Annotated in this window: 20 protein-coding genes and 5 tRNA genes; 5 read left to right on the top strand and 20 right to left on the bottom strand. The window is 60.3% G+C overall.

Annotated elements, in window-relative coordinates:
- Positions 1-35: 35 nt before the first annotated feature.
- From ACGSLL_RS20190 to uvrB, 8 genes are all read right to left on the bottom strand, one after another.
- Positions 36-869: an alpha/beta fold hydrolase gene (locus ACGSLL_RS20190; protein WP_394507686.1), complete on the bottom strand. Its 834-nt coding sequence runs from the start codon at positions 867-869 to the stop codon at positions 36-38.
- A gap of 30 nt (positions 870-899) precedes the next feature.
- Positions 900-1,439 (bottom strand): TetR/AcrR family transcriptional regulator, encoded by a 540-nt coding sequence (locus tag ACGSLL_RS20185; RefSeq protein ID WP_093102857.1) that lies wholly within the window; start codon positions 1,437-1,439, stop codon positions 900-902.
- 182 nt (positions 1,440-1,621) lie between these two features.
- A tRNA-Glu gene (locus tag ACGSLL_RS20180) sits at positions 1,622-1,697 on the bottom strand.
- An 80-nt stretch (positions 1,698-1,777) separates the two neighbouring features.
- Positions 1,778-1,853 (bottom strand) — tRNA-Ala (locus ACGSLL_RS20175).
- A gap of 53 nt (positions 1,854-1,906) precedes the next feature.
- Positions 1,907-1,982 (bottom strand) — tRNA-Glu (locus ACGSLL_RS20170).
- Between the two features lie 79 nt (positions 1,983-2,061).
- Positions 2,062-2,137, bottom strand: a tRNA-Ala gene (locus ACGSLL_RS20165).
- 202 nt (positions 2,138-2,339) lie between these two features.
- A complete protein-coding gene (gene gltX, locus ACGSLL_RS20160) occupies positions 2,340-3,821 on the bottom strand; it encodes a glutamate--tRNA ligase (RefSeq protein WP_016773920.1) in 1,482 nt (493 codons plus the stop codon).
- A gap of 210 nt (positions 3,822-4,031) precedes the next feature.
- Positions 4,032-6,047: an excinuclease ABC subunit UvrB gene (gene uvrB / locus ACGSLL_RS20155; protein WP_394507685.1), complete on the bottom strand. Its 2,016-nt coding sequence runs from the start codon at positions 6,045-6,047 to the stop codon at positions 4,032-4,034.
- A 337-nt stretch (positions 6,048-6,384) separates the two neighbouring features.
- On the opposite strand from uvrB, the gene ACGSLL_RS20150 reads away from it, so the two are divergent.
- Positions 6,385-7,581: an amino acid aminotransferase gene (locus tag ACGSLL_RS20150; RefSeq protein WP_394507684.1), complete on the top strand. Its 1,197-nt coding sequence runs from the start codon at positions 6,385-6,387 to the stop codon at positions 7,579-7,581.
- Positions 7,582-7,806: 225 nt separating this feature from the next.
- A complete protein-coding gene (locus ACGSLL_RS20145; RefSeq protein ID WP_394507683.1) occupies positions 7,807-8,007 on the top strand; it encodes a hypothetical protein in 201 nt (66 codons plus the stop codon).
- Here ACGSLL_RS20145 and ACGSLL_RS20140 read toward each other — a convergent pair.
- Positions 8,004-8,234, bottom strand: a complete 231-nt coding sequence (locus tag ACGSLL_RS20140; RefSeq protein ID WP_394507682.1) for a hypothetical protein — start codon at positions 8,232-8,234, stop codon at positions 8,004-8,006. The genes ACGSLL_RS20145 and ACGSLL_RS20140 overlap by 4 nt on opposite strands.
- A 219-nt stretch (positions 8,235-8,453) precedes the next feature.
- Here ACGSLL_RS20140 and ACGSLL_RS20135 point away from each other — a divergent pair.
- A tRNA-Asn gene (locus ACGSLL_RS20135) sits at positions 8,454-8,529 on the top strand.
- 119 nt (positions 8,530-8,648) lie between these two features.
- On the opposite strand, the gene ACGSLL_RS20130 is transcribed toward ACGSLL_RS20135, so the two are convergent.
- Positions 8,649-10,172: a nucleobase:cation symporter-2 family protein gene (locus tag ACGSLL_RS20130; RefSeq protein WP_394507681.1), complete on the bottom strand. Its 1,524-nt coding sequence runs from the start codon at positions 10,170-10,172 to the stop codon at positions 8,649-8,651.
- A gap of 253 nt (positions 10,173-10,425) precedes the next feature.
- Here ACGSLL_RS20130 and ACGSLL_RS20125 point away from each other — a divergent pair, with 253 nt between their 5' ends.
- The gene (locus ACGSLL_RS20125) at positions 10,426-10,710 is read left to right on the top strand and encodes a BrnT family toxin (protein ID WP_394507680.1); all 285 of its coding nucleotides are present in this window, start codon (positions 10,426-10,428) and stop codon (positions 10,708-10,710) included.
- Positions 10,711-10,713: 3 nt separating this feature from the next.
- Positions 10,714-11,043 (top strand): BrnA antitoxin family protein, encoded by a 330-nt coding sequence (locus ACGSLL_RS20120; protein ID WP_394507679.1) that lies wholly within the window; start codon positions 10,714-10,716, stop codon positions 11,041-11,043.
- Here ACGSLL_RS20120 and ACGSLL_RS20115 read toward each other — a convergent pair.
- The 10 genes from ACGSLL_RS20115 to ACGSLL_RS20070 all read right to left on the bottom strand — a co-directional run bounded on the left by ACGSLL_RS20115 (position 11,040) and on the right by ACGSLL_RS20070 (position 24,619).
- The gene (locus ACGSLL_RS20115) at positions 11,040-11,873 is read right to left on the bottom strand and encodes an arylamine N-acetyltransferase family protein (RefSeq protein ID WP_394507678.1); all 834 of its coding nucleotides are present in this window, start codon (positions 11,871-11,873) and stop codon (positions 11,040-11,042) included. The genes ACGSLL_RS20120 and ACGSLL_RS20115 overlap by 4 nt on opposite strands.
- A 100-nt stretch (positions 11,874-11,973) precedes the next feature.
- A complete protein-coding gene (xth, locus tag ACGSLL_RS20110) occupies positions 11,974-12,768 on the bottom strand; it encodes an exodeoxyribonuclease III (protein WP_394507677.1) in 795 nt (264 codons plus the stop codon).
- A gap of 81 nt (positions 12,769-12,849) precedes the next feature.
- Entirely contained in the window at positions 12,850-14,292 is a 1,443-nt protein-coding gene (locus tag ACGSLL_RS20105) for a mechanosensitive ion channel domain-containing protein (protein ID WP_394507676.1), read from the bottom strand.
- Between the two features lie 727 nt (positions 14,293-15,019).
- The gene (locus ACGSLL_RS20100) at positions 15,020-15,886 is read right to left on the bottom strand and encodes a pirin family protein (protein ID WP_394507675.1); all 867 of its coding nucleotides are present in this window, start codon (positions 15,884-15,886) and stop codon (positions 15,020-15,022) included.
- Positions 15,887-16,037: 151 nt separating this feature from the next.
- Complete coding sequence (locus tag ACGSLL_RS20095; protein ID WP_394507674.1) at positions 16,038-19,274, bottom strand: transporter substrate-binding domain-containing protein; 3,237 nt, start codon at positions 19,272-19,274, stop codon at positions 16,038-16,040.
- Between the two features lie 10 nt (positions 19,275-19,284).
- On the bottom strand, positions 19,285-19,920 hold the full coding sequence (locus ACGSLL_RS20090; protein WP_394507673.1) for a response regulator: 636 nt from the start codon (positions 19,918-19,920) through the stop codon (positions 19,285-19,287).
- A gap of 135 nt (positions 19,921-20,055) precedes the next feature.
- Positions 20,056-20,499: a chemotaxis protein CheY gene (locus tag ACGSLL_RS20085; RefSeq protein WP_394507672.1), complete on the bottom strand. Its 444-nt coding sequence runs from the start codon at positions 20,497-20,499 to the stop codon at positions 20,056-20,058.
- 90 nt (positions 20,500-20,589) lie between these two features.
- Complete coding sequence (locus tag ACGSLL_RS20080; protein ID WP_394507671.1) at positions 20,590-21,855, bottom strand: EAL domain-containing response regulator; 1,266 nt, start codon at positions 21,853-21,855, stop codon at positions 20,590-20,592.
- Positions 21,815-22,237: a hypothetical protein gene (locus tag ACGSLL_RS20075; protein WP_394507670.1), complete on the bottom strand. Its 423-nt coding sequence runs from the start codon at positions 22,235-22,237 to the stop codon at positions 21,815-21,817. Before ACGSLL_RS20075 ends, ACGSLL_RS20080 begins: the two co-directional genes overlap by 41 nt.
- A 165-nt stretch (positions 22,238-22,402) precedes the next feature.
- Entirely contained in the window at positions 22,403-24,619 is a 2,217-nt protein-coding gene (locus ACGSLL_RS20070; RefSeq protein WP_394507669.1) for an autotransporter outer membrane beta-barrel domain-containing protein, read from the bottom strand.
- Positions 24,620-24,722 lie beyond the last annotated feature (103 nt).

Raw genomic sequence — 24,722 nt, 5'->3', positions numbered from 1 at the left:
GTCGATGTATTGAACCGGGGCAGTGTAACGGATGCTTATGCCGATTGGCGCGCCTGAAGGCTGCGCCCGGCGAGCAGTGATAACACGCCATCAATGACCCGAGTGTCGGCCAGCACGCGCTGATGCCCGCCGCTTTCGAGGCGCAGCAAACGGCTGTCGAACCAGGCTTCGTGAATCAACTGCGATTCTTTCACCGAAACAAAATTGTCGTCCTCGGCATGCACGATCAGGCCGGGCATATCCAGTTGATAGCGCGCCACATCAAGGCTCGCGGCGCGCATGCCGACGTCCCGTTCGACCTGACGAATGAACGCCGAGCGCGCTCGCGGCGGCATGCCGACCATGCGCGCAAAACCGCGCAGCACACCGAGAATGCGTGCCGGCGCGGCGATGCTGACGAGGGTTTCGGTGCGCAAGCCCATCTGTACTGCGAGCATTGCACTGGCGCCGCCCATGGAGTGCCCGATAACAGCTTGCAGCGGCGGCAACTCAGCCGCTGCTTCGAGCATGGCCCGGGCAAACAACACGACATTCGCCTCGCGCCCCGGTGAACGACCATGGGCCGGGCCGTCCAGAGCAACGACCGTGTAACCGGCATCGACCAGCGCCGTGATCAACGCGGCGAACTGGGTTGGCCGCCCTTCCCAACCATGCATCAGCAGCACCGCCGGGCCCTGGCCCCAACGCAACGCTGACAGGCCGAAGCGCAAGGTGATGCGCTCGGCACTGGCCAGCATCGGCAGTTCCCAATCACGCAATGGAAGCGCGCGTGGCGTCATGAACACCAGACGCATTTTGCTCGCCACCCGTTTCGGTGCAATCCAGCCCAAGGTGCCGTTAACGCCACGAACCCACTTCAACGCGTTCATCGCTCTCTCCTCAGGCAGGATGCCTTCAGGTCAACGCACCGCCGACTTGGCGGCGCGCAGCAATCGATCGGATAAATCTCCAGGGCCGAGCGCGCGTGCCAGCGCCAGGCCGCCCACCATCAACGCCACGTCAGCCAAGGCCTTGTCGGTGTCTTCGGGGCTGGCCGCCAGTTGCGCGACCATCAACTCCAGATGCTCGTTCAGCGCGAGGCGGAACGACTCCGGCAAACGACCCAGTTCACCGATCGAAGCGGGAATCGGGCACGCCGCCTCGCTGGAGTCGCGGTGTTTGCGCGACAGATAAAATGCGGCAACCAAAGCGCGACGCTCTTCACCGGTCAGTTCGGCATCCATGTCGGCAATCAGGTCGCGACGCCGACCCAGCAATTGCTTGAACGCTTCGAGCATCATCGCGTCCTTGCTTTCGAAGTGCGCGTAGAAGCCGCCGACGGTCAGGCCGGCCGCGCCCATCACTTCGCCAACGCTAGGGTCTGCCGGGCCACGCTGGATGAGCGCGGCGCTGGCAGCCTTGAGGATGCGTTCGCGGGTTTGAGCTTTTTTATCGTTCATCGTTGCCTCCGAATATTACGACTAGAATATTATTCGCATAATAATATTCCGCAAGTCAAGGATATGACCGCTGGTCTGAAGCACAGTGTAAGGAAAAAGGAGAGTTGGCCAAACGCCAGACAAACAAAAGGGCCATTCAATAATTGAATGACCCTTATAAAATCCCGCAGAGCGGGTAATCGTGGCGTCCCCTAGGGGACTCGAACCCCTGTTACCGCCGTGAAAGGGCGGTGTCCTAGGCCACTAGACGAAGGGGACACAAACCCTTCTATACAATTGATCAGTGCTGAGTGCTGATCGATTCAAGGCCGGTGTGGCCAGACCTTGAACTGTAAAATTGGTGGAGCTAAGCGGGATCGAACCGCTGACCTCCTGCATGCCATGCAGGCGCTCTCCCAGCTGAGCTATAGCCCCGGATTTTTCGCCTCGCGGCGGAGCGACATTTTGCAACATCACTTCTGTAAAACTGGCGTCCCCTAGGGGACTCGAACCCCTGTTACCGCCGTGAAAGGGCGGTGTCCTAGGCCACTAGACGAAGGGGACGCAAACCCTTCTGCACAACTGATCAACGCTGAGTGTTGATCGCTTCAAGGCCGGTGTGGCCAGGCCTTGAAGTGTAAATTGGTGGAGCTAGACGGGATCGAACCGTCGACCTCTTGCATGCCATGCAAGCGCTCTCCCAGCTGAGCTATAGCCCCTCATCGTTGATGTCATCGCTGAGGACGGGGCGAATCTTAAGGGCGTATCGAAACCCTGTCAAACTTATTTTTGAAAAATTTCAAAATTTTTCGTCGGGATAACAATCACTTACCGCCCTCCCCCCGTAAATCAGGGAGAAGCGCCGAAGCCCGGATCAAAAGATCGCGGCCTTCGGCTGCCGTCATACTGGCTCAGACCTGCTTAAGCGATGGCGCCCAGCAGCTTTTCCCACTCCTTGTTTTCTTTCTTCGACACGCCGCCCAGCAGGTCGATCGCCTGGCGCAGGCGGAAACGGGTCAGGTCCGGTCCGAGGATCTCCATCGCATCAAGCACCGACACCGAACTGGCCTGGCCGGTGATCGCGGCGAACATCAGCGGCATCGCATCGCGCAGTTTCAACTCCAGCGACTCGACCACCGCCTGAATTGTCGCGGTGATGCTGTCCTTTTCCCACTGGCGCAGGCTTTCCAGCTTCCACAGAATCAACTGCATCAACTGGCGCACCTGATCACCAGAGAGCTTTTTCGACTCGAACAATTTGGCGTCCGGATTGACCCCACCGGCAAAGAAGAACCCGGCCAATGGCGCCACTTGGCTGAAGGTCTCGACGCGACCCTGGACGTGCGGCGCGATCTTCATCATGTACTCGGAATTGAACGCCCACTTCTGCACGCGTGCGGCAAACTCTTCCACCGGCAGATCGCGCAGCCACTGGCCGTTGAGCCACGACAGCTTCTCAATGTCGAAAATCGGCCCGCCGAGTGACACGCGCTTGAGGTCGAAGTTGTCGACCATTTCCTGCAGCGAGAACTTTTCGCGCTCGTCCGGCATCGACCAGCCCATGCGACCGAGGTAGTTGAGCATCGCCTCAGGCATGAAGCCCATGCGTTCGTAGAAAGTCACCGAAGTCGGGTTCTTGCGCTTGGACAGCTTGCTCTTGTCCGGGTTACGCAGCAGCGGCATGTAGCACAGCTCTGGCTGTTCCCAGCCGAAGTACTCGTAAAGCAGGATCAGTTTCGGCGCCGACGGCAGCCATTCTTCACCACGCAGCACGTGGGTGATGCCCATCAGGTGATCGTCGACCACGTTGGCGAGGAAGTACGTCGGCAGGCCGTCGGTCTTCATCAGCACTTGCATGTCCATGCGGTCCCACGGGATCTCGACGTCGCCACGCAGCATGTCCGGCACCACGCAGACGCCTTCGCTCGGCACTTTCATGCGGATCACGTGAGGTTCGCCAGCGGCCAGACGCGCCGCGACTTCTTCCTTCGACAGCAGCAGTGCGCGGCCGTCATAGCGTGGGGTTTCACCGCGAGCCATTTGTTCGGCGCGCATCTGGTCGAGTTCTTCAGCGGTGCAGAAGCACGGGAAGGCATGACCCATGTCGACCAGTTGCTGGCAATATTTCTGATAGATATCGCCGCGCTCGCTCTGCCGGTACGGGCCGTGCGGGCCGCCGACGTCCGGGCCTTCGCTCCAGTCGATCCCCAACCAGCGCAGGGCGTCGAAGATCTGCTGTTCGGACTCGCGGGTCGAACGCAACTGGTCGGTGTCTTCGATGCGCAGGATGAACTCACCGCCATGCTGCTTGGCAAAGCAGTAGTTGAACAATGCGATGTAAGCGGTACCTACGTGGGGGTCCCCGGTAGGCGATGGCGCGATGCGAGTGCGGACGGTGGTCATGGCATGTCTCGAAAAGAATGAAAAGCAGAACAATCAAGCGGCGAATGGTAACAGGCGACACCCGCCCGGCTCCAGCGGGCAGGGTATTAAAGCCAGACATGGGGGGGGGCTCACTGAAACCGAGTTGCCCCAATCGCTAGCAGGGCTAGCCCACAGGGTTTTGTGGCGGGCACATTGATCGTTCCCACGCTCTGCGTGGGAACGATCCCCTTACACCGTAAGCAATCGCTCACGCAATTTGGCAATCTCATCGCGCATCTGCGCCGCCGCTTCAAATTCCAGATCGCGCGCCAGCTGATACATCTTCTCTTCCAGCGCGCGGATGCGTTTGGTGATTTCGCTTGGCGAGCGCAGTTCGGCCTCGTACTTGGCGTTTTCCTCGGCAGCCTTGGCCATGCCTTTGCGCTTCTTGCTGCGCGAGCCCGGCACGGTGGCGCCTTCCATGATGTCGGCGACATCCTTGATCACGCCCTTCGGCGTGATGCCGTGCTCAAGGTTGAAAGCGATCTGTTTCTCACGGCGGCGTTCGGTTTCGCCAATCGCCCGCTCCATCGAACCGGTCATGCGATCGGCATACAGGATGGCTCGGCCATTGAGGTTACGTGCCGCACGGCCGATGGTCTGAATCAGCGAACGCTCGGAACGCAGGAACCCCTCCTTGTCAGCGTCGAGAATCGCCACCAGCGATACTTCCGGCATGTCCAGGCCTTCGCGCAACAGGTTGATGCCAACCAGCACGTCAAACACGCCAAGGCGCAAGTCGCGGATGATCTCGACGCGTTCGACGGTGTCGATGTCCGAGTGCAGATAACGCACGCGCACGCCGTGGTCGGCGAGGTAATCGGTGAGGTCTTCGGCCATGCGTTTGGTCAGCGTGGTAACCAGCACCCGCTCTTCCACCGCTACGCGCTTGGTGATTTCCGAGAGCAGGTCATCGACCTGGGTCAGCGCCGGGCGCACTTCGACCTGCGGGTCGACCAGACCCGTCGGGCGCACCACTTGTTCGACCACGCGCCCGGCATGTTCGGCTTCGTAATTACCCGGCGTCGCCGAAACGAAAATGGTCTGCGGGCTGACCCCTTCCCATTCGTCGAAACGCATCGGTCGATTATCCAGCGCCGAAGGCAGACGGAAGCCGTATTCAACCAGCGTCTCTTTACGCGAGCGGTCGCCTTTATACATTGCACCGACTTGCGGCACGCTGACGTGGGATTCGTCGATGACCAGCAAGGCATCCGCCGGCAGGTAATCGTAAAGCGTCGGCGGCGCGGCACCGGCCGGGCGCCCGGACAGGTAGCGCGAGTAGTTTTCGATGCCGTTGCAGTAACCCAGCTCGAGAATCATCTCCAGGTCGAAGCGGGTGCGCTGCTCCAGACGCTGGGCTTCGACCAGTTTGTTGCTGCTGCGCAGGTATTCGAGGCGCTCCTGCAATTCGACCTTGATCCCTTCGATGGCGTCGAGCAGGGTTTCGCGCGGCGTCACGTAGTGGCTCTTGGGGTAAAAAGTGAACCGCGGCATCTTGCGAATGACTTCACCGGTCAGCGGGTCGAACGCGGAAATGCTTTCGACCTCGTCATCGAACAGCTCGATGCGGATCGCCTCCAGATCGGATTCCGCCGGGAAAATATCGATCACATCGCCGCGCACGCGGAACGTCGCACGGGCAAAGTCCATGTCGTTGCGGGTGTATTGCAGGTCCGCCAGACGGCGCAGCAGCGCACGTTGATCGAGCTTGTCGCCGCGATCGACATGCAACACCATCTTCAGATAGGTTTCCGGGCTACCCAGACCGTAGATGCACGACACCGTAGTGACGATGATTGCATCCTTGCGCTCCAGCAGCGCTTTGGTTGCGGACAGACGCATCTGCTCGATGTGGTCGTTGATCGATGCGTCCTTCTCGATGAAGGTGTCGGACGACGGCACATAGGCTTCCGGCTGGTAATAATCGTAGTAAGAGACGAAATACTCCACGGCATTGTTCGGGAAGAACGCCTTGAATTCGCCGTACAGCTGCGCGGCCAGGGTCTTGTTCGGCGCCAGCACCAGCGTCGGGCGCTGAACCTGGGCGATGACGTTGGCGATACTGAAAGTCTTGCCCGAGCCGGTCACACCGAGCAGCGTCTGGTGCGCCAGCCCGGCCTCGATGCCTTCAACCATCTGGCGAATCGCTTCCGGCTGATCGCCGGCGGGCTCGAAGCGGGTGACTAGCTGGAATTCCGACATACACACCTCTGGAATCGCGGTGTCCCGAGTCAGACGGAGCACCACGGTGACGACCGCAAACGACCGATGTCGCGCAAGAAAAAACCTGGATTGTGCTGAATGTGGTGGCGATTACCTGCTCTTTCAAGGCAAACGTCCTACATCTGTTAAAGACTCTGACACGGGCAGGCGACTAACGGTCAAGAAATAATCGGAAAAACTTCGCGCAAATGCCGATTCGCCTGTCGCCATTGCGCGCTGATGGCCTCTATACTAGCTCCCCGTTTGTGCACCGCTCTAGTGCATCCGGCTGGAGCGCGACACGTCCCTCCACATCCCATTCAGAGCCGCCGCAATAATGAGCCTGTTCTCCGCTGTCGAAATGGCACCCCGCGATCCAATCCTGGGCCTCAACGAAGCATTCAACGCCGATACCCGGACCACCAAGGTCAACCTGGGCGTGGGTGTGTACTGCAACGAAGAGGGGCGAATTCCACTGCTGCGCGCGGTGATCGAAGCCGAGTCGATTCGCGTCGCGCAACACGCTTCGCGCGGTTACCTGCCGATCGACGGTATCGCCGCTTACGACCAGGCTGTGCAAAAGCTGCTGTTCGGTAACGACTCGCCGCTGATCAACGCTGGCCGCGTCCTCACCACCCAGGCCGTCGGCGGTACCGGCGCACTGAAAATCGGCGCTGACTTCCTCAAGCAACTGCTGCCGAACGCCGTCGTGGCAATCAGCGATCCGAGCTGGGAAAACCACCGCGCGCTGTTCGAAACCGCCGGTTTCCCGGTGCAGAACTACCGTTACTACGACGCCGCCACTCACGACGTGAACCGTGCCGGCATGCTCGAAGACCTCAACGCCTTGCCGAACGGCTCGATCGTTGTCCTCCACGCTTGCTGCCATAACCCGACCGGCGTCGACCTGAGCCCGGCGGACTGGAACAACGTGCTGCAAGCGGTCAAGGCCAAGGGCCACGTGCCGTTCCTTGACATGGCCTACCAGGGTTTTGGCGACGGCATCGACGAAGACGCCGCTGCGGTGCGTCTATTCGCCGAGTCCGGCCTGACCTTCTTCGTTTCCAGTTCGTTCTCCAAATCGTTCTCGCTGTACGGCGAGCGCGTTGGCGCCCTGTCGATCATCAGCGAATCGAAAGAAGAAAGCGCGCGCGTGCTGTCGCAAGTCAAACGCGTGATCCGCACCAACTACTCCAACCCGCCGACTCATGGCGCGAGCATCGTCGCCGCCGTGCTGAACAGTCCTGAGCTGCGCGCGCAGTGGGAAGCCGAACTGGCCGAGATGCGCCTGCGTATTCGTGGCATGCGTACGCAGATGGTCGATCTGCTGGCAGAAAAAGCGCCGGGCCGCGATTTCAGCTTCGTCGGCCGGCAGCGCGGCATGTTCTCCTACTCGGGTCTGACCACTGAACAGGTTCATCGCCTGCGCAACGAGTTCGGCATCTACGCCCTGGACACCGGCCGTATCTGCGTAGCGGCGTTGAATCAGAGCAACATCAAGGCTGTGACGGATGCGATTGTTCAGGTCATCTGATCACGCAGCTTGATGAAAAACGGGAAGCCCTGGGGCTTCCCGTTTTTTATTTGCCCGAGGAAATGTCGCATTCCTCTAAACTGCACAGCAGATCGAACCTGTGGGAGCGAGCCTGCTCGCGAAAGCATCCTGTCAGTCGACCATTGCGTGACTGACAGACCGTATTCGCGAGCAGGCTCGCTCCCACAGGTGATGAATACATTCCAGAGTCTTGTGAGATCAGCTATGAAAAACGACAACCTGCGCGCCGACCGTGACGATCTGGATGATTTCATCCCGCGCGCCTCGGCCAAACGCGAAAAAAGTCTGGTGCTGCAAGTCGCCACCGGGGTCTTCCTCGGCGGTCTGGCACTCTGGCTGGTGCAACTGGCAATCACAGCGGCCTATGCCAAGCTGATGCTCGGCACGATTACTTTCGGCAGTTAAGCCAGTTCAGCCGAGCGCTGAGTGGCGGCATCGTCGTAAATCACATACAGCGATTCGGCCACTTGGCTCTTGATGGTCTTGCTGCTTTCAAGCCCGAGGACGAACCCTTCGGCCTTGCCGCCGGCGCGGTTCAATTCTTCGGCAGTACTGGCCCCGGCGATTGCATCGAAGAGTTTTTCCGCATGCGGGCCGATCCCTTTGGGCAAGCTGATCTGTGCAGTGCTCATGCGAGCACCTCGGTGTTGCGAATGATTTGATGCATGGCGCGTACCTCTGCGGCGAATGGCCGGTAGCGCGTGTGACCACTTCCGGGCGGCCATGGTAGACCTTGGGGGCTTTTCTGGTAACCGCCAATCGCTGACAAATCACCGTCCGTCCCGAAGATTCCTCCAATTTTGCATCAGGCGCTTGACTAGTCTTTTTAAATCAGTAACATACGCACCAATTCCGCAATAGCTCAGTTGGTAGAGCAAATGACTGTTAATCATTGGGTCCCTGGTTCGAGTCCAGGTTGTGGAGCCAAATAGCAAAGCCCCTGAATCGAAAAATTCAGGGGCTTTTTTGTGGGCGCTCGAAAAGCGCCAATGAAAAGGGCCGATCTGCGCATGACAGATCGGCCCTTTTCTATTCAGTCGCAGCCGTCAAACGTGTTCGCTGCTCTTGAGATGGACTTTCGCTGCACCGTGCCCATGGTCGTGTTCATCAGGCTCGATCACCGGCACTTCCTTGCCATCGCAGTCGTGCAGCTTGCCGTCGCTGAAGTAGTCGCCTTCACGCAGCGCGGCCAGATCGCGATAGCGCAGGGTGCGCTCTTCGGCTGCGGCGAACACTGATTGCTGATCCGAGTTACCCGCGGTGAAATGGTTGAACGCCAGGTTGAGCAGGATCGCCATGATCGCTGACGAACTGATCCCCGAATGGAAAATCGTCGCGAACCAGCTCGGGAACTGGTCATAGAAACTCGGGGCGGCAATCGGAATCATGCCGAAACCAATGGAGGTTGCGACGATGATCAGGTTGACGTTGTTGCGGTAATCCACCTTGGACAAGGTGCGAATGCCACTTGCGGCCACCGTACCGAACAGCACGATACCGGCACCGCCAAGCACCGAAGTCGGCACCGCGGCAATGACCCTTCCCATGAACGGCAGCAGGCCGAGGATTACCAGAAACAGACCGCCCGTGGCCACCACGTAACGACTCTTGATCCCGGTCACTGCTACGAGACCGACGTTCTGCGCGAAGGCACTCTGGGTGAACGAACCGAAGATCGGCGCAAACATGCTCGACAGCATGTCCGCGCGTAAGCCATTGCCTAGGCGCTTGGAATCCACCTTGGTGCCGATGATCTCACCCACCGCCAGAATGTCCGCCGAGGTTTCCACCAACGTCACCATGACCACGATGCACATCGACAGAATGGCGGCGAAGTGGAAGGTCGGCATGCCGAAGTGAAACGGCGTCGGGAAGCCGAACATCGGCCCGGTGGTGACGCTGGAGAAATCGGCCATGCCGAGGAACACCGCCAGCACCGTGCCGATCACCATGGCGAGCAGAATCGACAGGCGCGAAATGGTCGCGCTGCCGACCTTGCTCAGCAGCAATACGAGTACCAGCGTGACGGCCGCCAGACCGATGTTCTGCATGCTGCCGAAGTCCGGCGCATGGCTGTTGCCGCCCATGGCCCAGCGTGCGGCCACCGGCATCAGCGTCAGGCCGATGGTGGTGATCACGATGCCGGTGACCAGCGGCGGAAAGAACTTGGTGATGCGCGAGAACACCGGGGTGATCAACAGCCCTATCAGTGAGGCCGCAATCACCGCGCCCAGCACCGACTGGAAGCCGCCCTCCCCGCCACTGCTGACGATCGCAACCATGGTCGCCACGCCGGAAAACGACACGCCCTGCACCAGCGGCAACTGACAACCAAAAAACGGCAGACCCAGGGTTTGCAGCAGCGTCGCCAGCCCCCCCGCAAACAATGAAGCAGCAATCAACAAACCGATGTCCGCCGGCGACAGGCCGGCCGCCTGGCCGATGATCAGTGGCACCGCAACGATACCGCCGTACATGGTCAGCACATGTTGCAGGCCGTAAGCCATATTCGCGCCGACCCCGAGATTTTCGTCCTCGGGCCGTGGGTGTGAAACATGGGGCGTTTTCATGGTGGGGGGTTCCCTGGTTTTTGTTATGCGCACACTGTATTCAATACCCGTGACAAATGTCCATAGAGTTGTATACAACTTGTTGGTCACATAATGGTTAGCTAGCCACCCAACCTTCTAGCCTGCGGCTTCCGCCCTCACAAATCCGGCAACAAAACCTCCACCGCGTCCATGCCCATGCCCACTAGGGTGAAGTGTTCATGGCGACCAGCGGTGCGGTCGCGCTCTTTTTTATACATATAAAGTATGCATAATGAAGTCATTCAAAATTCAGTACGACAAAAGCAAGAACGCAGCCAACAAACTCAAGCACAAAGGCATCAGCCTCGCCGAGGCCGAACCGGTCTTTCACGACGAACGCGCACTGACGCTTGAAGACAACAATCATGACGAACAACGCTGGATCAGCCTTGGGCTCGACGCAAAGGGGCGCGTGCTGGTCGTTGCATACGGCTACCGAGAAGCAAATGTCGTTCGAATCATTTCCGCACGCCTCGCCACACCGAGCGAACGACGTGTCTATTTTCAGGAGGCTTGAGCCATGCAAGACGAATATGACTTTTCCACTGGCAAACGCGGTGCCGTGGCGCCCAATAAAGGCAAGACGCGCATCACCATCATGCTGGATGACGCAGTGATCGAAGCGGCGCGTGCGGCCGCGGAGAATGAGGGGTTCGGCTATCAGACGGTCATCAACAATACGCTGCGCCACGCCCTGCTCGAAACCACCCGCCTGCAGCCTGATGATTCGGGCCTGAGCGGGCAATTCAAAAAAGGCATCACGGCCACCGACCTTAAAAGCCTGGAAAGGAAGCTCTCGGCGGCTATCGGCGAAATCCGCCGCGTGCTCGAGCCGGACGCCAAGCCCTAGGCAGAGACAGGCGCTATCACCCGTGCCAGCGCCTGGCGGATACCCGGCAACTCAGAGACGTGTAGACCAAATTCACATCGCAGCACGTCGAGCAACTCATCGATCTCGGTCACCTCGCGCCGCTCACTCTCCGCGCCCATGTGATGAATAGCGAAGGAGCCATTGTTCAGCGTCTTGCGCCAGCCATCGCCAGTACGGGCGACCATCAGCCGCTGAGTGAACGGTGATTCCGGATGCGTCGAGACGTACCAGTTGCCGACGGTGTAATCGACGTCCTCCTGACGTTGCAGGTCGAACAGGTACATTGGCCGCCACTCGCCGGCCACGTTGGCACGCAGCATGTAGCCATCGGCCTGTTGTTCGAGACGATAGTGTTCGTGCGGGGTCGCTTGTTCGGCTTCGGTATCGAGCAACAACGGTGCGGTGGGCACCATGCCGCCGAACCCCACATCGGTGATGAAGCGCACCTTATCCATCGTGATCAGGCTCAAGCGATGAGTGCGCGCCGTCCAGCTGCCCTCCGGCTGATTCATCACCACACGCCCGCTGATTGCCCGTGCGTCGAAGCCCAATTGCAACAGCAGCGCGAAGAACAAGTGATTGAGTTCGTAGCAATAACCACCGCGACCACCGAGCAGGATTTTCTCTTCAATGGACGGCAGATCGATCAACACCGGCGCGCCGGTGATGGTCGCCAGATTCTCGAAAGGAAAAACCCCGGTATGGCGTAGCTGCAACTGACGCAGCGTATCCAGCGTCGCGGGTGGCGGCGCAGCGAAACCCAGGCGTCGCAGGTAAAGCTTCAGATTGTTCAGGCGTGGCGCGCTCATTGCTCGATCCTTAGGCAGGGAGGCCGCAGTTCACTGCGTTGCTGCTCGCCATGTATACGGATCGAACGCACTTTTCGACAATTGATTTCGCCAATCGCCATCAGCGTTTCTTGCGCGAGCCAATACGAATCCACGTGGGCGCATGGTCGCTGGCGTGCGGCTCGTTACGCACCCAGGCGTCTACCCCGGCGTCATGCAGATACGGACTCAGCGCCGGGTTGAGCAGCAGATGATCGATGCGCAGGCCCGAGTTGGTTTGCCAATGCTGGCGAAAGTAATCCCAGAACGTATAAATGCGTTCCTCGGGATACTGATGACGCAGCGAATCGGTCCAGCCTTGATCAAGCAGGCGTTGATAACACGCGCGGCTCTCGGGTTGCAGCAAGGCATCCTTGAGCCATGAGCGGGTGTTGTAGATGTCCATGTCGGTGGGCACGACGTTGTAATCGCCGGCCAGCACCACCGGGTGATCGCTGCTTTGCAGATCCTTCGCGTAAGTGATCAGCCGTTCGAACCATGCCAGCTTGTAATCGAATTTCGGCCCCGGTTGCGGGTTGCCGTTGGGCAGATACAGGCAGCCGACCAGCACGCCATGCACCGCCGCCTCAATGTAGCGGCTGTGGGTATCATCGGGGTCGCCCGGCAGCCCGCGCCGACTCTCCAGCGGTTGCGCATCGCGCGCCAGAATCGCCACACCGTTCCACGACGCCTGACCCTGCCAGATCGCGCCGTAACCGGCCGCTTCCAGCTCGGCGGCAGGAAATGCGCTGTCCACCGATTTCAGCTCTTGCAGGCAGACGATGTCCGGTTGCTCGCGCTTGAGCCATTCCAGCAGATTCGGCAGCCGCGCGCGCATGCCGTTGACGTTGAAGGTGGCGATCCGCAGGTTTTTCATCGTCTGCAACTCCGGCCAATGGGTATGCCAATAGTGACCCCTTGAGCGGCGCGCAGGTTGCATTCGATAAGGCGAGTGACCTCAGGCGCGATTGCGCAGCCATTGCAAAAAACCGCGTTTGGGCGCGACCACCGGCGTCTCCTCGGTCAGCGCTTGCGCCTTGTGCAGGCGGTAATCGAGCAAGGCCTGCATCGCGTCATGAATATCGTGGCGCGCGTCCAGACACGGTTTCAGATAAGACTTTTCGATGCGGTACAAGGCGCAGAACGTCTTCGCCGAGAAGTCTGCCGGCAGCGCAGTGTCAGACAGGATCCCCGCTTCGCCGATCACCTCGCCCGGGCCCATGCGCCCCGACTCGAACGTGCTGCCGTTGCGCTTCAAGGTCACCGAGACCACGCCGGACTCGATAATGAACAAATGATCGCTGACCTCCCCGCCCGCCAGAATGATCTCGCCGGCGCGGAAGGTCTGCAGGCTCATGTTCTGGCTGAAGGTGTCCTTTTCTTCCTCGCGCAGGGTCGAGAAGATCGGCGAACTGTCGAGCAACGCCCGCTGCCGCGACAAGTGCGGCGCGATGCTGGTTTCATTACTCGACAGCAGATTGACCCCAGACGCCTGCAAATGCCGGTATGCCAGGTCGAACAGTTGATTGCGCACGACACGCTTCTCGCCCATCGACGCGACGAAACCGCTGATCTCGTACTCCGCGCCGGCGCTGGCAGAACTTTTCAGTGCGACGCTCGGCGCTGGCGTGTCGAGCAATTGCCGACAGCCCTGCATCGCCCGCTCCAGCGCCTCGATCACCGCACTGGGCCGCGCATGCGGGCTGACCTGCACGCTGACCGCGACGCCAAACATATTGCTCGGCCGGCTGAAGTTGATGATCTTGGCCTTGGCCGCCAGCGAGTTGGGAATCACCGCCATGCTGCCCTGACTGGTTTGCAGACGCGTGGCGCGCCAATCGATATCGGTCACCCGGCCCTCGGTGCCGTCGATGGAAATCCAGTCATCCAGTTGATAAGGCTTGGTGGTGTTGAGAACGATCCCGGAGAACACGTCGCTGAGCGTGCTTTGCAACGCCAGGCCGACAATGATCGCCAACGCACCAGAGGTCGCCAGCACGCCTTTGACGGGCAGATCGAGCACATAGGCCAGCGCCGCAATGATCGCGACCAGAAAAATCACCGCCCCGAGCAGATCCTGCAACAGCCGCCCGGTATGCCCGACCCGCTGCATCATCAACGCACCGATCAACACCGTCAGCGTCCGCGCGCCAAACAGCCACCAACCGATCTGCAACCCGGTCGCCGCCAGATGCAACGGCACATTCTCGGCCCACGGCGCCGGCTCCATTGGATTGAGCCCCTCGTTGAACAGCAACACGCTGAACAAGGCAAAAATCAGCACCCGCACCAATAGCTTCCATTCACTGCCACGGGAACTGATCAAACGCCACAGACCGAGATCGAGCAGGATCAGGATAAACGCGCTAAACAGCGGATGTTCGGTCAGCAGAGACAGCATCAAACAACTCCGACGAAGGCCAATCGCGAGAAGATCGCACAGATTGGCACAGTGTAGGAGCAAATGATTTCGACGCTGTTTTGATCCTGGTCCAGCGGCGACGTCGGGAGGCTGAGTGAGGCTTGAAGTCGCCTGAAAATCAAAAGCCCCTCACCCTAGCCCTATCCCGGAGGGAGAGGGGACTGACCGTGGTGTTTGGGCGAGGTGCGCCGGCCTGAAATACCGAGTTGTACGCAAGTTTCGAAACCAACCAAAATCGGCTCCCTCTCTAAGGGGAGAGGGCTGGGGTGAGGGGCGAATCCACCACAAATCCAAAGCCAACCACCCGCTTCTAACCACTCAACAATGAGCGTTAGCTCGAGTGCCCTTGATCTTGATCTTGCGTCACCGGCGACATCGGAAGGCTGAGCGCAGGGATTGATCCGGGCGTGGGAGCGCAGCGACCGTCTGGCGCAGCCAGACACAGCGGACGTAGGTGCAGCGAAGCAAACCGTAGCCGCTGCGCCCGGATCGATCCCGGAGCGAAGGAACCCGAGCCTGCGAGGGCCGTACGTAGGAGCAAGCCTTTTCGGTTACCTTTTTGGCGTTTGAAAAAGGTGACCCGCCGTAAGGGCGGAACCCTAAGCCGCCGTTACCGCAGCAACGGATATACACCCACAACAAAAAACCAGCGCCTGAAAGAAAGCCTTCGCGAGCAGGCTCGCTCCCACAGAGCTTCAGCGCCGCCTCAACCCTGCATCCGCCCAAACCGCCCCGACTGAAAATCAGCAAACGCCTGATGAATCTCCGCCTCGGAATTCATCACAAACGGCCCATGCCCGACAATCGGCTCATCAATCGGCTCGCCACTGAGCAACAACACCACCGCATCCTCACCCGCTTCAAGCGACACCGCCCGCCCCGCCCGCTCGAACAACACCAACTGCCCGACAGTCGCCGACTCTCCAGCGTTGACCCGCACCGAGCCTTTCAACACCACCAACGCGGTATTGCGACCCTCATGCAGGTCAAGCGTCAGCAACCGGCCTGCGTTCAAGCGCAAATCCCACACATCAATCGGCGTAAAAGTACGCGACGGCCCTTTGTGGCCCTCAAACTCGCCGGCAATCAAACGCAGGCTGCCAGCATTGTCCTTGAGCGCGATGCGTGGAATATCACTGTCGAGAATCGTCTGATACCCCGGCGCGGCCATCTTGTCCTTGGCCGGCAGATTGACCCAGAGCTGGACCATCTCCAGTTTGCCGCCGGTTCTGGCGAAGTTTTCCGAGTGAAACTCCTCATGCAAAATCCCCGACGCAGCGGTCATCCACTGCACATCGCCGGGGCCGATCACCCCGCCACTGCCGGTCGAATCGCGGTGCTGCACTTCGCCGTCGTAAACGATCGTCACGGTCTCGAAACCACGATGCGGATGCTGCCCCACGCCGCGCTGTTCAGTGGTCGGCGTGAACTCAGCCGGGCCGGCATGATCAAGCAGCAAAAACGGGCTGATGTGTTGGCCCAGGTTGTCGTAGGAAAACAGCGTACGCACCGGAAACCCGTCGCCGACCCAATGGCCGCGCGGGCTGGTGTAGATACCGATAAGGTTTTTCATGGGGTCTCCGATCTGGATAAAAGCATTGGATTGATCCTAAACGCATAACCAATATCGGACTAGATGGCAAAAACCGGCTTCAGCGTTCTACCTGAGGAACAATCATCGCCAGCTGCAACCCGCAGTGCTGTTACCGCCAGTCGGCTGGTGCTCACGAAATCGCAGCGCCGCTATCAGGCTGTAATCGTTGCGCAAGTCCGTCCATGGCCTCGCGCAACGCGTCGGCCACCCTCGACAGCGGCGTTTGTTCGTCGGCACAGGCACGCTCCAGATCGACACAGGCCGCCACTACCCGCGCCGCGCCGACCATTTGCGCACCGCCCTTGATGTGATGCGCCAGCTCGCGCAACCCGGCGCGGTCCCGATCATGCTGCAACACCACCAGACGTTGTCGATCCACGCACAAGCTGTTCAACACTTCCTCGCGCAGGCGCTTGATCAAATCGCGGTCATTGCCGGCCATTTGCTCAAGCGTACTCAAGTCGATCTCTACCAGCGCCGTCGTTGCGAGGTAATTCGCCGGCATCTCGCAGTGGCTGGCCGCAGCCAAGGCCTGTGCCAGATCGTCCAGGCGAATCGGTTTGAACAGGCATTCGTCCATACCGGCGGCCAGACAGCGCGCGCGTTCCTCGGCCTGTGCGTTGGCGGTAAAGCCCAGCAGCAGACACGGTGTACGCTCGGCCGACATTTCTTCCTCACGAATCGCCCGCGCCAGTTGATAGCCGTTGCGCCGCGGCATATTACAATCGGTAATCACCACGTCGAATGCCTGTGTGCGCCAGCGCTGCAGTGCGTCGTCACCGTTATCGGTGTCGACCGTGCGATGGCCCAGCTCACTCAGCTGCCAGCACAGCAGCAAACGGTTCACCGGATGATCATCGACTACCAGCACATCCAGCGAATGTGCAACCGCGATATGCGCTACGGGGGCTGACGAAACTTGAGCCAGCGTCGCCAACAAGGGCAAGTCGAGGCTGACCTCAACCTGAGTGCCTTCACCGGGCACGCTGTCGAGCTGCAACGTGCCACCCATCATCTCGCACAGGCTGCGGCTGATCACCAGGCCCAGCCCGGAACCACTGCGCGCCGCTTGCGAATGATTGCTCGCCTGTACGAACGGGCTGAACAACCGTCGACGATCCTCCGTGCTGATCCCGACGCCGCTGTCCTCGATCAGCACCTTTACCGATAACGTGTCGGCCGTCGCGGCGCTGATCACCAGACGCAGGCTGACTTCGCCTTCTGCGGTGAACTTGATGGCGTTGTTCAGCAGATTCGACAACACCTGTTTGAAGCGCGTCGGGTCGATCAGCACGTCGACATCGCTGCCGGTATCGAGTTGCAGCTGCCAAAGCAAGTGTTTCTGGCGTGCCAGCCCTTCGAAGACTCGAGACACCGAGACCACCAGTTCACGCAGGTTGGCGCGTTCGGGCGCAAGCGACAGATGCCCGGTCTCGATCCGCGCAATATCGAGAATGTCGCCGATCAGCGCCAGCAATTGTTGCCCGGCGTTGGACGCCACCTGAATCGCCAGACGGTCAGTCACGCCCTCCTCCGCGCGTTTCAGGGCCAGTTCGAGCATGCCGATCAAGGCGTTCATCGGCGTGCGGATTTCATGGCTCATGGTCGCCAGAAACGTGGTTTTGGCGCGATTGGCATCATCGGCGGCGTCCTTGGCGTCCTGCAGCTGCTGCAGCCATTGCTGGCGGCGGCGCAACTGGCGGCGCTGCCAGACGATCCAGCCCAGCGCCAGCGCCAGCAGGAGTGCCGCCACGGCAAAGCCGAGGAGAATCTCGTGACGATGGCGCAACCAGTAACTGTCATCGACGACCACATCGTGGCTCCAGCGCTCGACCAGTTCGTCCATCTGTTGCGGAGCGATGCTCAACAGCGCCTTGTTCATGATCGAATGCAACGCCGTCATCTGCGGCGCAGTCGCCATTGCAATACGCGCTGGCTGATCCCCTACCGTACCGCTGATGCGCAGACGGTCACGGTAGTGCCGTGCAATCAGGAATCGCGCCACCACCAACGAGCTCACCGTGATGTCGACCTGCCCCTTGGCGATCATCGCCATGCCTTCGGCCGGGCTCGCGGTTTCGACCAGCCGTAGCTGCGGGGCGCGGGCCGACAGATAACTGCGTAACGGGTGACCGCGATAAATCGCCAGGCGTTTGCCCGCCAGGTCATCCAGATTCAGCGGCACCTGTGTGCTGCTCGCAGCGACCAGCACGAAGGGATTGTTCAAATAGGCCCGGGTAAATTGCAGCTCGGCTTCGCGCTCGCTGCTCGGCGTCACTACCGGCAACAGGTCCAGCTCGCCGGCCTTGAGCTGTTCGATCTGACGGTCCAGCGACGTTCCGCGCACGATCTGAAAGTTGAGCCCGGTGCGCTGACTGATCAGGCTCAGCAACTGCGCCGACAACCCGCTGAGACGGCCTGCGGCATCGAAAAACGTCAGCGGCGCGAAATCCTCGATGGCACCGACTCGCACGACCGGGTGCTGGTCCAGCCAAGCCTGCTCGCTGGCACTGAGTTGCACCCGCGACTGCTCCGCCATTTCAGCCAGGCCGGCACTCCAACGCTGTTCGATGCGTTGCCGGCGCTCCATGGGAATGGCCGCCAGCGCCTGGTCGACGATGCGTTTGAGACGCGCATCGCTGCGCAGCATGGCGAAACCGAAAGTATTGGCGTCCAGCCCCGACGGCCCGGCCAGTTGCAGGTCATTGCGATAATTGGTGTTGATCAGGTAGTTGGCGCTGATGAAATCGCCCAGATACACATCATCCGCGCCGAATGCTACCGCACCGAGCGCATCCATCGCCGACGGGTAACGCTGCACACGGGCCTGCGGATAAAAGCTTTGTACGGTCGCCAGTGGCAGATAGTCTTCGACCATCGCCAGGCGTTTACCGGCCAGATCCGTCGGCATTTGCTCATCGAGCCGGGTGATCAGCATCGGCTGATCTTCGGCGTAGGGCCGAGACAAGACGAAGGCTGGATCGGCGACCTCAAAGCTGTTGGAGGTACCAAGCAGATCGAGCTCGCCGCGCTTGAGCGCGGCCATCACCGCGTCGCGGTCGGCGAACCGGCGAACCTCGATACGCACGCCCAGTAATTGAGCCAGCAGGTCCGCGTAATCAGCCGTCAGCCCTTCAAGTTCGTGCTGGTTGCGGGTGAGTTCGAACGGTGGGTAATCCGGCCCGGAAATGCCCATGCGCAACAGCGGATGCTGACGCAGCCATTGCCGGTCCTGCGCATCGAGGCGCAGCTGGACATTTTCCACGCCGGTACGGGTCAGCACTTCCAGCACCTGGGGCGTTTCACTCGCCGCGCACAGCGTTGTCAGGCTCAGCCACAGCCCGACGATCCAGCCTCCCTGGCGCATGGTCGCGTGCTCAGATGACGTGATTGCGCTTGGCGAATTCGCGCAAGTGCACCGCTGATTTGACTCCGAGTTTCTTCATCAGACGGGTTTTATAGGTGCTGATGGTCTTGTGGCTCAGGTGCATGTCCTCGGCAATCGACTTGTTGGACTTGCCCTGCCCCAATTGCTCGAGAATGCTGAGCTCACGGTTGGAGAGCTTGTCGATCATTTCCTTTTCGGTGGTTTGCACCGCGTTCAGCACACTGGCGCAATCCGGGAGCGCGGCAAAATAGGTATACCCCGACATCAGTGCCTGAATGGCTTTGTGCAGCTGCTGCAACTGGTTGGTTTTGGTCACATACGCCATTGCCCCGGCGCGCAGACAGCGCTCCTGATAGAACATCGGATCATGGGTACTGAAAACCAGCACGCGGCAAGGCAGGTCATTGGCCCTGATCCGGGCCAGCACCTCCAGCCCGCCAAGTCCTGGCAAGTTTATGTCGAGGACCACCAGTTGCGGTCGATGTTGACGAATGAGGCTCAGTACCTCGTTGCCCTGAGAGGCCTCGAAAATCACTTTGAATCCCTCAGCTTGCAACACGATCGCGATGGCGGCGCGTACCACCGGATGATCGTCGACGATCAGCGCTGACCTTTCGGGCTTCATCGCCACTCCCAATGCAAAGTCTGACGAACAGGCCAACGGTTTGGGCGGATCCTGACTCAATGGCTGCGCAGCGACTGTTGCATGAAACGACGACCGAATCACCTGTCAGGTCTGACAGTTGTGCATATCGTGTTTTTATGCATGGGCTGCCCTGTACACTGCCGCGAACGGCTGCCGGACCAACGCCTCGCGCCGGTTGACGGGCGGATCGATCAGCGCCATCAACTGCCTGATCGACTGCAGGCCTGGCAGGGCCTGCGGACTTATCTGCACATTGTCCTGAGCGAAACCGGCAACCGATTGCAAGGGCGCCGTGCGCTCGTTGTAGATCAGCGCCTGACGCACCTGCGGGTTATCGAGGAAAAACCCCAGCAGGTCGAACGAACCCGCCGCGAGATCGGCATTGATGACCACCGCATCGAACGGCTCGCAGCCGTAATCGACCAGCGTCAACAGCTCGGCGAGACTTTGCGCCGGGGCCACACGGTAATAATCGAGGCTGTTGAACAGGCGCTCGATTTTCATCCGGTGAAAATGTTGTGCATCGGCGATCAGGATTCGCAGGGCTTTGTTGATCATGGTCATTCTCCCGCTGTCAGGGTTTCTGGGTGGGGCAAGACTACGCAAAAGCCCATGGAACACTCTGTAGGACTTTTCCTAAAAAACCGGTCATTCATCCGGGGCTGGCCGGGTCTGGCGTTGTCGCAGCCACGTCAGCAAATCCGCGCCGGCCATGGGTCGCGCGTACCAGTAGCCCTGACCCTGTGTGCAGCCCAGTGCCAGCAGCTCGCGGCGTTGTGCGTCGGTTTCGATGCCTTCGATGACCACACTCATGCCCAGGGTTTCGCCCAGTGCCAGGGTGCTGCTGATGGCGGCCCGGCAACGCGGTTCATGGGCCAGGTTGCGGACGAAATCGGCATCGAGCTTGATTTCGTTGAAGGGCAACTGACACAAGCGCTGCAAGGAAGAAAACCCGGCACCGAAGTCGTCAATCGATAATCGACAGCCCATCATGCGCAGGCGCACCAGGCTCTCGAGACTGGTGGCCGGGGCCTCGAGCAGGCCGCTTTCGGTCAGTTCGAAGGTCAGGCCCGCGCCGCAGGCACCCTGCCCGGCCAGCAGGGTTTTCAGGCTGGACGTCAACTCGGCATTGGCCAGTTGCACCGCCTGCAGATTGAACGCCATGTTCAACACGAAGCCTTGCTCCCGGGCCCTGCGCTGCACCGCCAAGGCCTGTTCAACCTGAGCGAACAGCAACTCGTCGAGCAAGCCGCAGCGCTCAAGCACCGGCATGAACAGCGCCGGCGACAGGATTCCGCGGGACGGGTGCGACCAGCGACACAACACTTCAACGCCACAGATCTCACCACTGCGCAGGTTGAACTTGGGTTGATACCAGGCCTGCAACTGCTGATTGGCCAGAGCCTGGCGCACTGCGGATTCGCTCGCCAGCGTCGGCTCAGCCGCAACGGGCGCAGGCGCGACAGGCCGGTCGAGCAATGTGTGCAAGAGGTCCGCGAGCACCTGCTGATGCAGCGGTTTACCGACATCGCCGAGCAGATCCAGGCCGAGCAGCGCCACCATCTGCTGCACGGCCCGGCGCAGGTCCACCGACAACGAACTGCTGATGATCACCGATCTGACCTGACCGGAAGCGCCGACCCGTTGCAGAAACTCCAGACCGTCCATGCCCTCCATCTGCAAATCGCACACGGCGACATCGACGGTGCCGACCGTGTCGAGCACCGTCAGCGCCTGGGCGCCGTCACTCGCCTCGAAAACCTCGCGGCAGCCTAGCCCGCGCAGCATGTTGACCGCGACGGAACGCTGGAACGGATGATCTTCGAGCACCAGAACCCGCAGTGGCAATTCGGGCACGGCCGCCATCGGCTTGTCAGTGAACATCTCGGACACCTCGGGAAATCGCTTGACCATTGAGCTGCTCCAGCAGAGGTACGAGGGTTTGGCGATCCGGTGTATGGATCAGGCTCAACTGGCGTCGCTGATTGGCGTAAATCGATTCGGCGCAAGGCTGACCGCGTCGCGCGTCGTAGATCACGCCGTGGCGGATCTGCGAATTGCTGACAAAAAAACGCACCGGATCGATACCCGCGGCCGCCAGCAGTTCGCCATTGATCAGCAGCAGATCGAAATGCTCGAAGGGCTCGTACGAGTAATGGGTCATGCCGAGCAGTTCGCGGAACGAGCGCACCGGCGTCGGCGCACGGTAGCCCAGCTCTTTGAGACATTGGCCGACTCTGAACTGCAGCGCGGGCTGCTCTTCAGCAATCAGGATTCGCCAGCGTTTGTAGGTCATTGAGATCAGCTGTCAGAGGAAAATTACCGCGCTAGCGCGAGAACTCCACACTAGGCAAAAGTGTCGCCGGAACATGTAGGACGAATCTGAAAAGACACCGGGAATACTCCGAGGGCCTTTCAGCCATCCGCTACATCGGCAGCGACCGATGTGGTTGCCGTGCCGCTACCAGAGGTAGCGATAACCCACACTCACGCCGAACGGCTGTTCGATGCCATCACCCTTGGCGTACTCGGCATCCAGCGAGAGCTTGCTGCGCTCACTGAGCTGCAACACGGCGCCGAAACCCAGCTCCACACGGTTACCGGGCAGTTCCGCATCGAAACGGTTGCCATTGACGCTGACCTTGCTGCGGCCTTTGTGCTCGGTGATGTACGACGCTTTTGCGTACGGCTGGGCCTGCATGCCGTTGCCCAGCGTGAGGCTGCGGCCGAACATCGCGCCGACGCGGCTCTGCAGCGAGTCGAGGTCGTCGGTCTTGACGCGCAACCCGTTGCTGGCGGTGTAGCTCGCGCCCTCGGTGCGGGTCGCCGTCAGTTGCGCTTGCGGCTCGACGAACCAGCCATCGGGCAATTTGATGCGCTTGCCGACTTCAACATTCACGCCGATGCCGTTGCTGTTGTAAGAACCTTTCACCGCCTGACCGAGATTGCTCGGCGTCTTGATCTCGTTGTCGAAACGGCTGTACTTCAACACGCTGTCGACATACACACCGTTGTCGTTGAGCCAAGTGGCATAGACGCCGAGCATGCGGCTCTCGATGTTGCCGCTGGCGCCTTCGCCAAAGTCCAGGTCGGCGCGGGCAGTGCCGAACATGCCACCGACATACAGCTTGCCGCCGTCCACCGCGAACGCCTTGTCAGCGCCGATTTCCACGCCGCTGATGTCCTGGGCGTAGGCACGGCTGGAGTGTTCGCTGACTTCCAGGCGTTTGCCGATGGCCCGGCTCCAGATTCCGCCGTCATCCTCGCCCATGCGCAATTCGCCGAGGCGTTTGACCAGTGCGTTCATTTGCGCGCCCCACAAGCTGGCGCCGGCGGTGTGCGCGGCGATGGCCGCGTTGGCGCCCTTGGACAAGTGCGCCGGTGCCGGATCGAGCGGCCTTGATGGGGTGACCGGGTCCAGCGGTTTCAGCGGTTCGGCGGGAGTCACCGGATTTACCGGCGTGACCGGCACTACCGGAGTGCCCGAATCAACAGGTGCTTGCGGATCTGGCGGTGTAACAGGCGCTACTGGCACTACCGGCGTCACCGACTCTGGCGGGACCGCCCCGGCGCTGGCCAGCACCCAGTCATCTCCTTGCTGCTGCAAGGTGTAACGGAACGCACCGGCATCGACATGCCCACCGTACAGGCCGAACTTCGCGCTGCCGCCCTGAGTGTCGACCAGCAGCAAACGCCCGTCCGCATTGGCCGGTTCATGCCCGGAGTCAGCGACGATCAAGGTGTGATCACCGTTGGCCTGACCGGCGCCCTGCACCACCAGCAGATCGTGCTGCTGACTGGCGATGTCGGTGTTCATCAACACGCTGCCGCTGCCGGACAGCGCATTGACCGTAAACGTCTTGAAGCTGCCATCCAGGCTCGGCGCGAAGGCCAGACGACCGCCGTCAAGGCGCAATGAATCCACGGTTTTCACGCCGTTCTCCATGACGTTGACGGTGCCGCCCGCCTCGGCTACCAGGCCATTGGCCTGTGCCCCCGTGTACAAATCGACACGGCCGCCCTGGCTGACGGTACTGTTGTTGGCCGTGCCAAGGTCGTAGACGCTTTGCACACCGCCCTCGATAAGGGTATCGGAGGCAACTGCAGCGCCGAACCGGGTCGCCGTCAAACGCTGTTCACCACCGCTGAGCACCCGGGTATTTTCGGCGATACCCAGATCGGTCAACACTTGCACGCCACCGTCATTGATCAATGTGTCCACAGCGCGGCCGGACAATTGCACGGTCTGCACCGCATCGCGATTGATCACCGTGCGGTTGGCGACGCTCTTGGTGGTCTGCACCGTTTGCGTACCACCGTTCAACACCGTGTCGTTGGCCGTGCCATTGATCGACACCAGTTGCGAGCCACCGGCATTGACGATCGAGCGATTCGACGTGCCGCTTTGCAACGCTTGGCGGCCCATGACCCTCGCATCGTTCGACACGCCGCCCAAAAATACTGCCTGAGTACCGCTGATTTCGATCAAGGTGTGGTTGGCGGTGCCTTGTGCGCCAATGCTCTGCACGCCGCCAGAAACGCTTTCGCTATCGACCACCGCGCCCCTTTCGACCACAGGGGTGAAGGCCTGCGCCTGTACTGACAGACACATGACGATCGCCAGTGCCAGGGGCGACAGGGTCAGTGCTGGATGGCGTTTGGCAGAGACAGTTTTCATGGGGCGTACCTCAGTAATGAGGTAGCGAATTTAGAGATCGGGGAGGAAAAAAAGAGCAGGAAATTTCCTTATCTTTGTAGGAAATTTCCTGCTCAAAACACAC

It is taken from the genome of Pseudomonas retamae (assembly GCF_043496865.1).
Lineage (GTDB): Bacteria > Pseudomonadota > Gammaproteobacteria > Pseudomonadales > Pseudomonadaceae > Aquipseudomonas > Aquipseudomonas retamae.
This window is presented reverse-complemented; position numbering and strand designations above follow the sequence as displayed.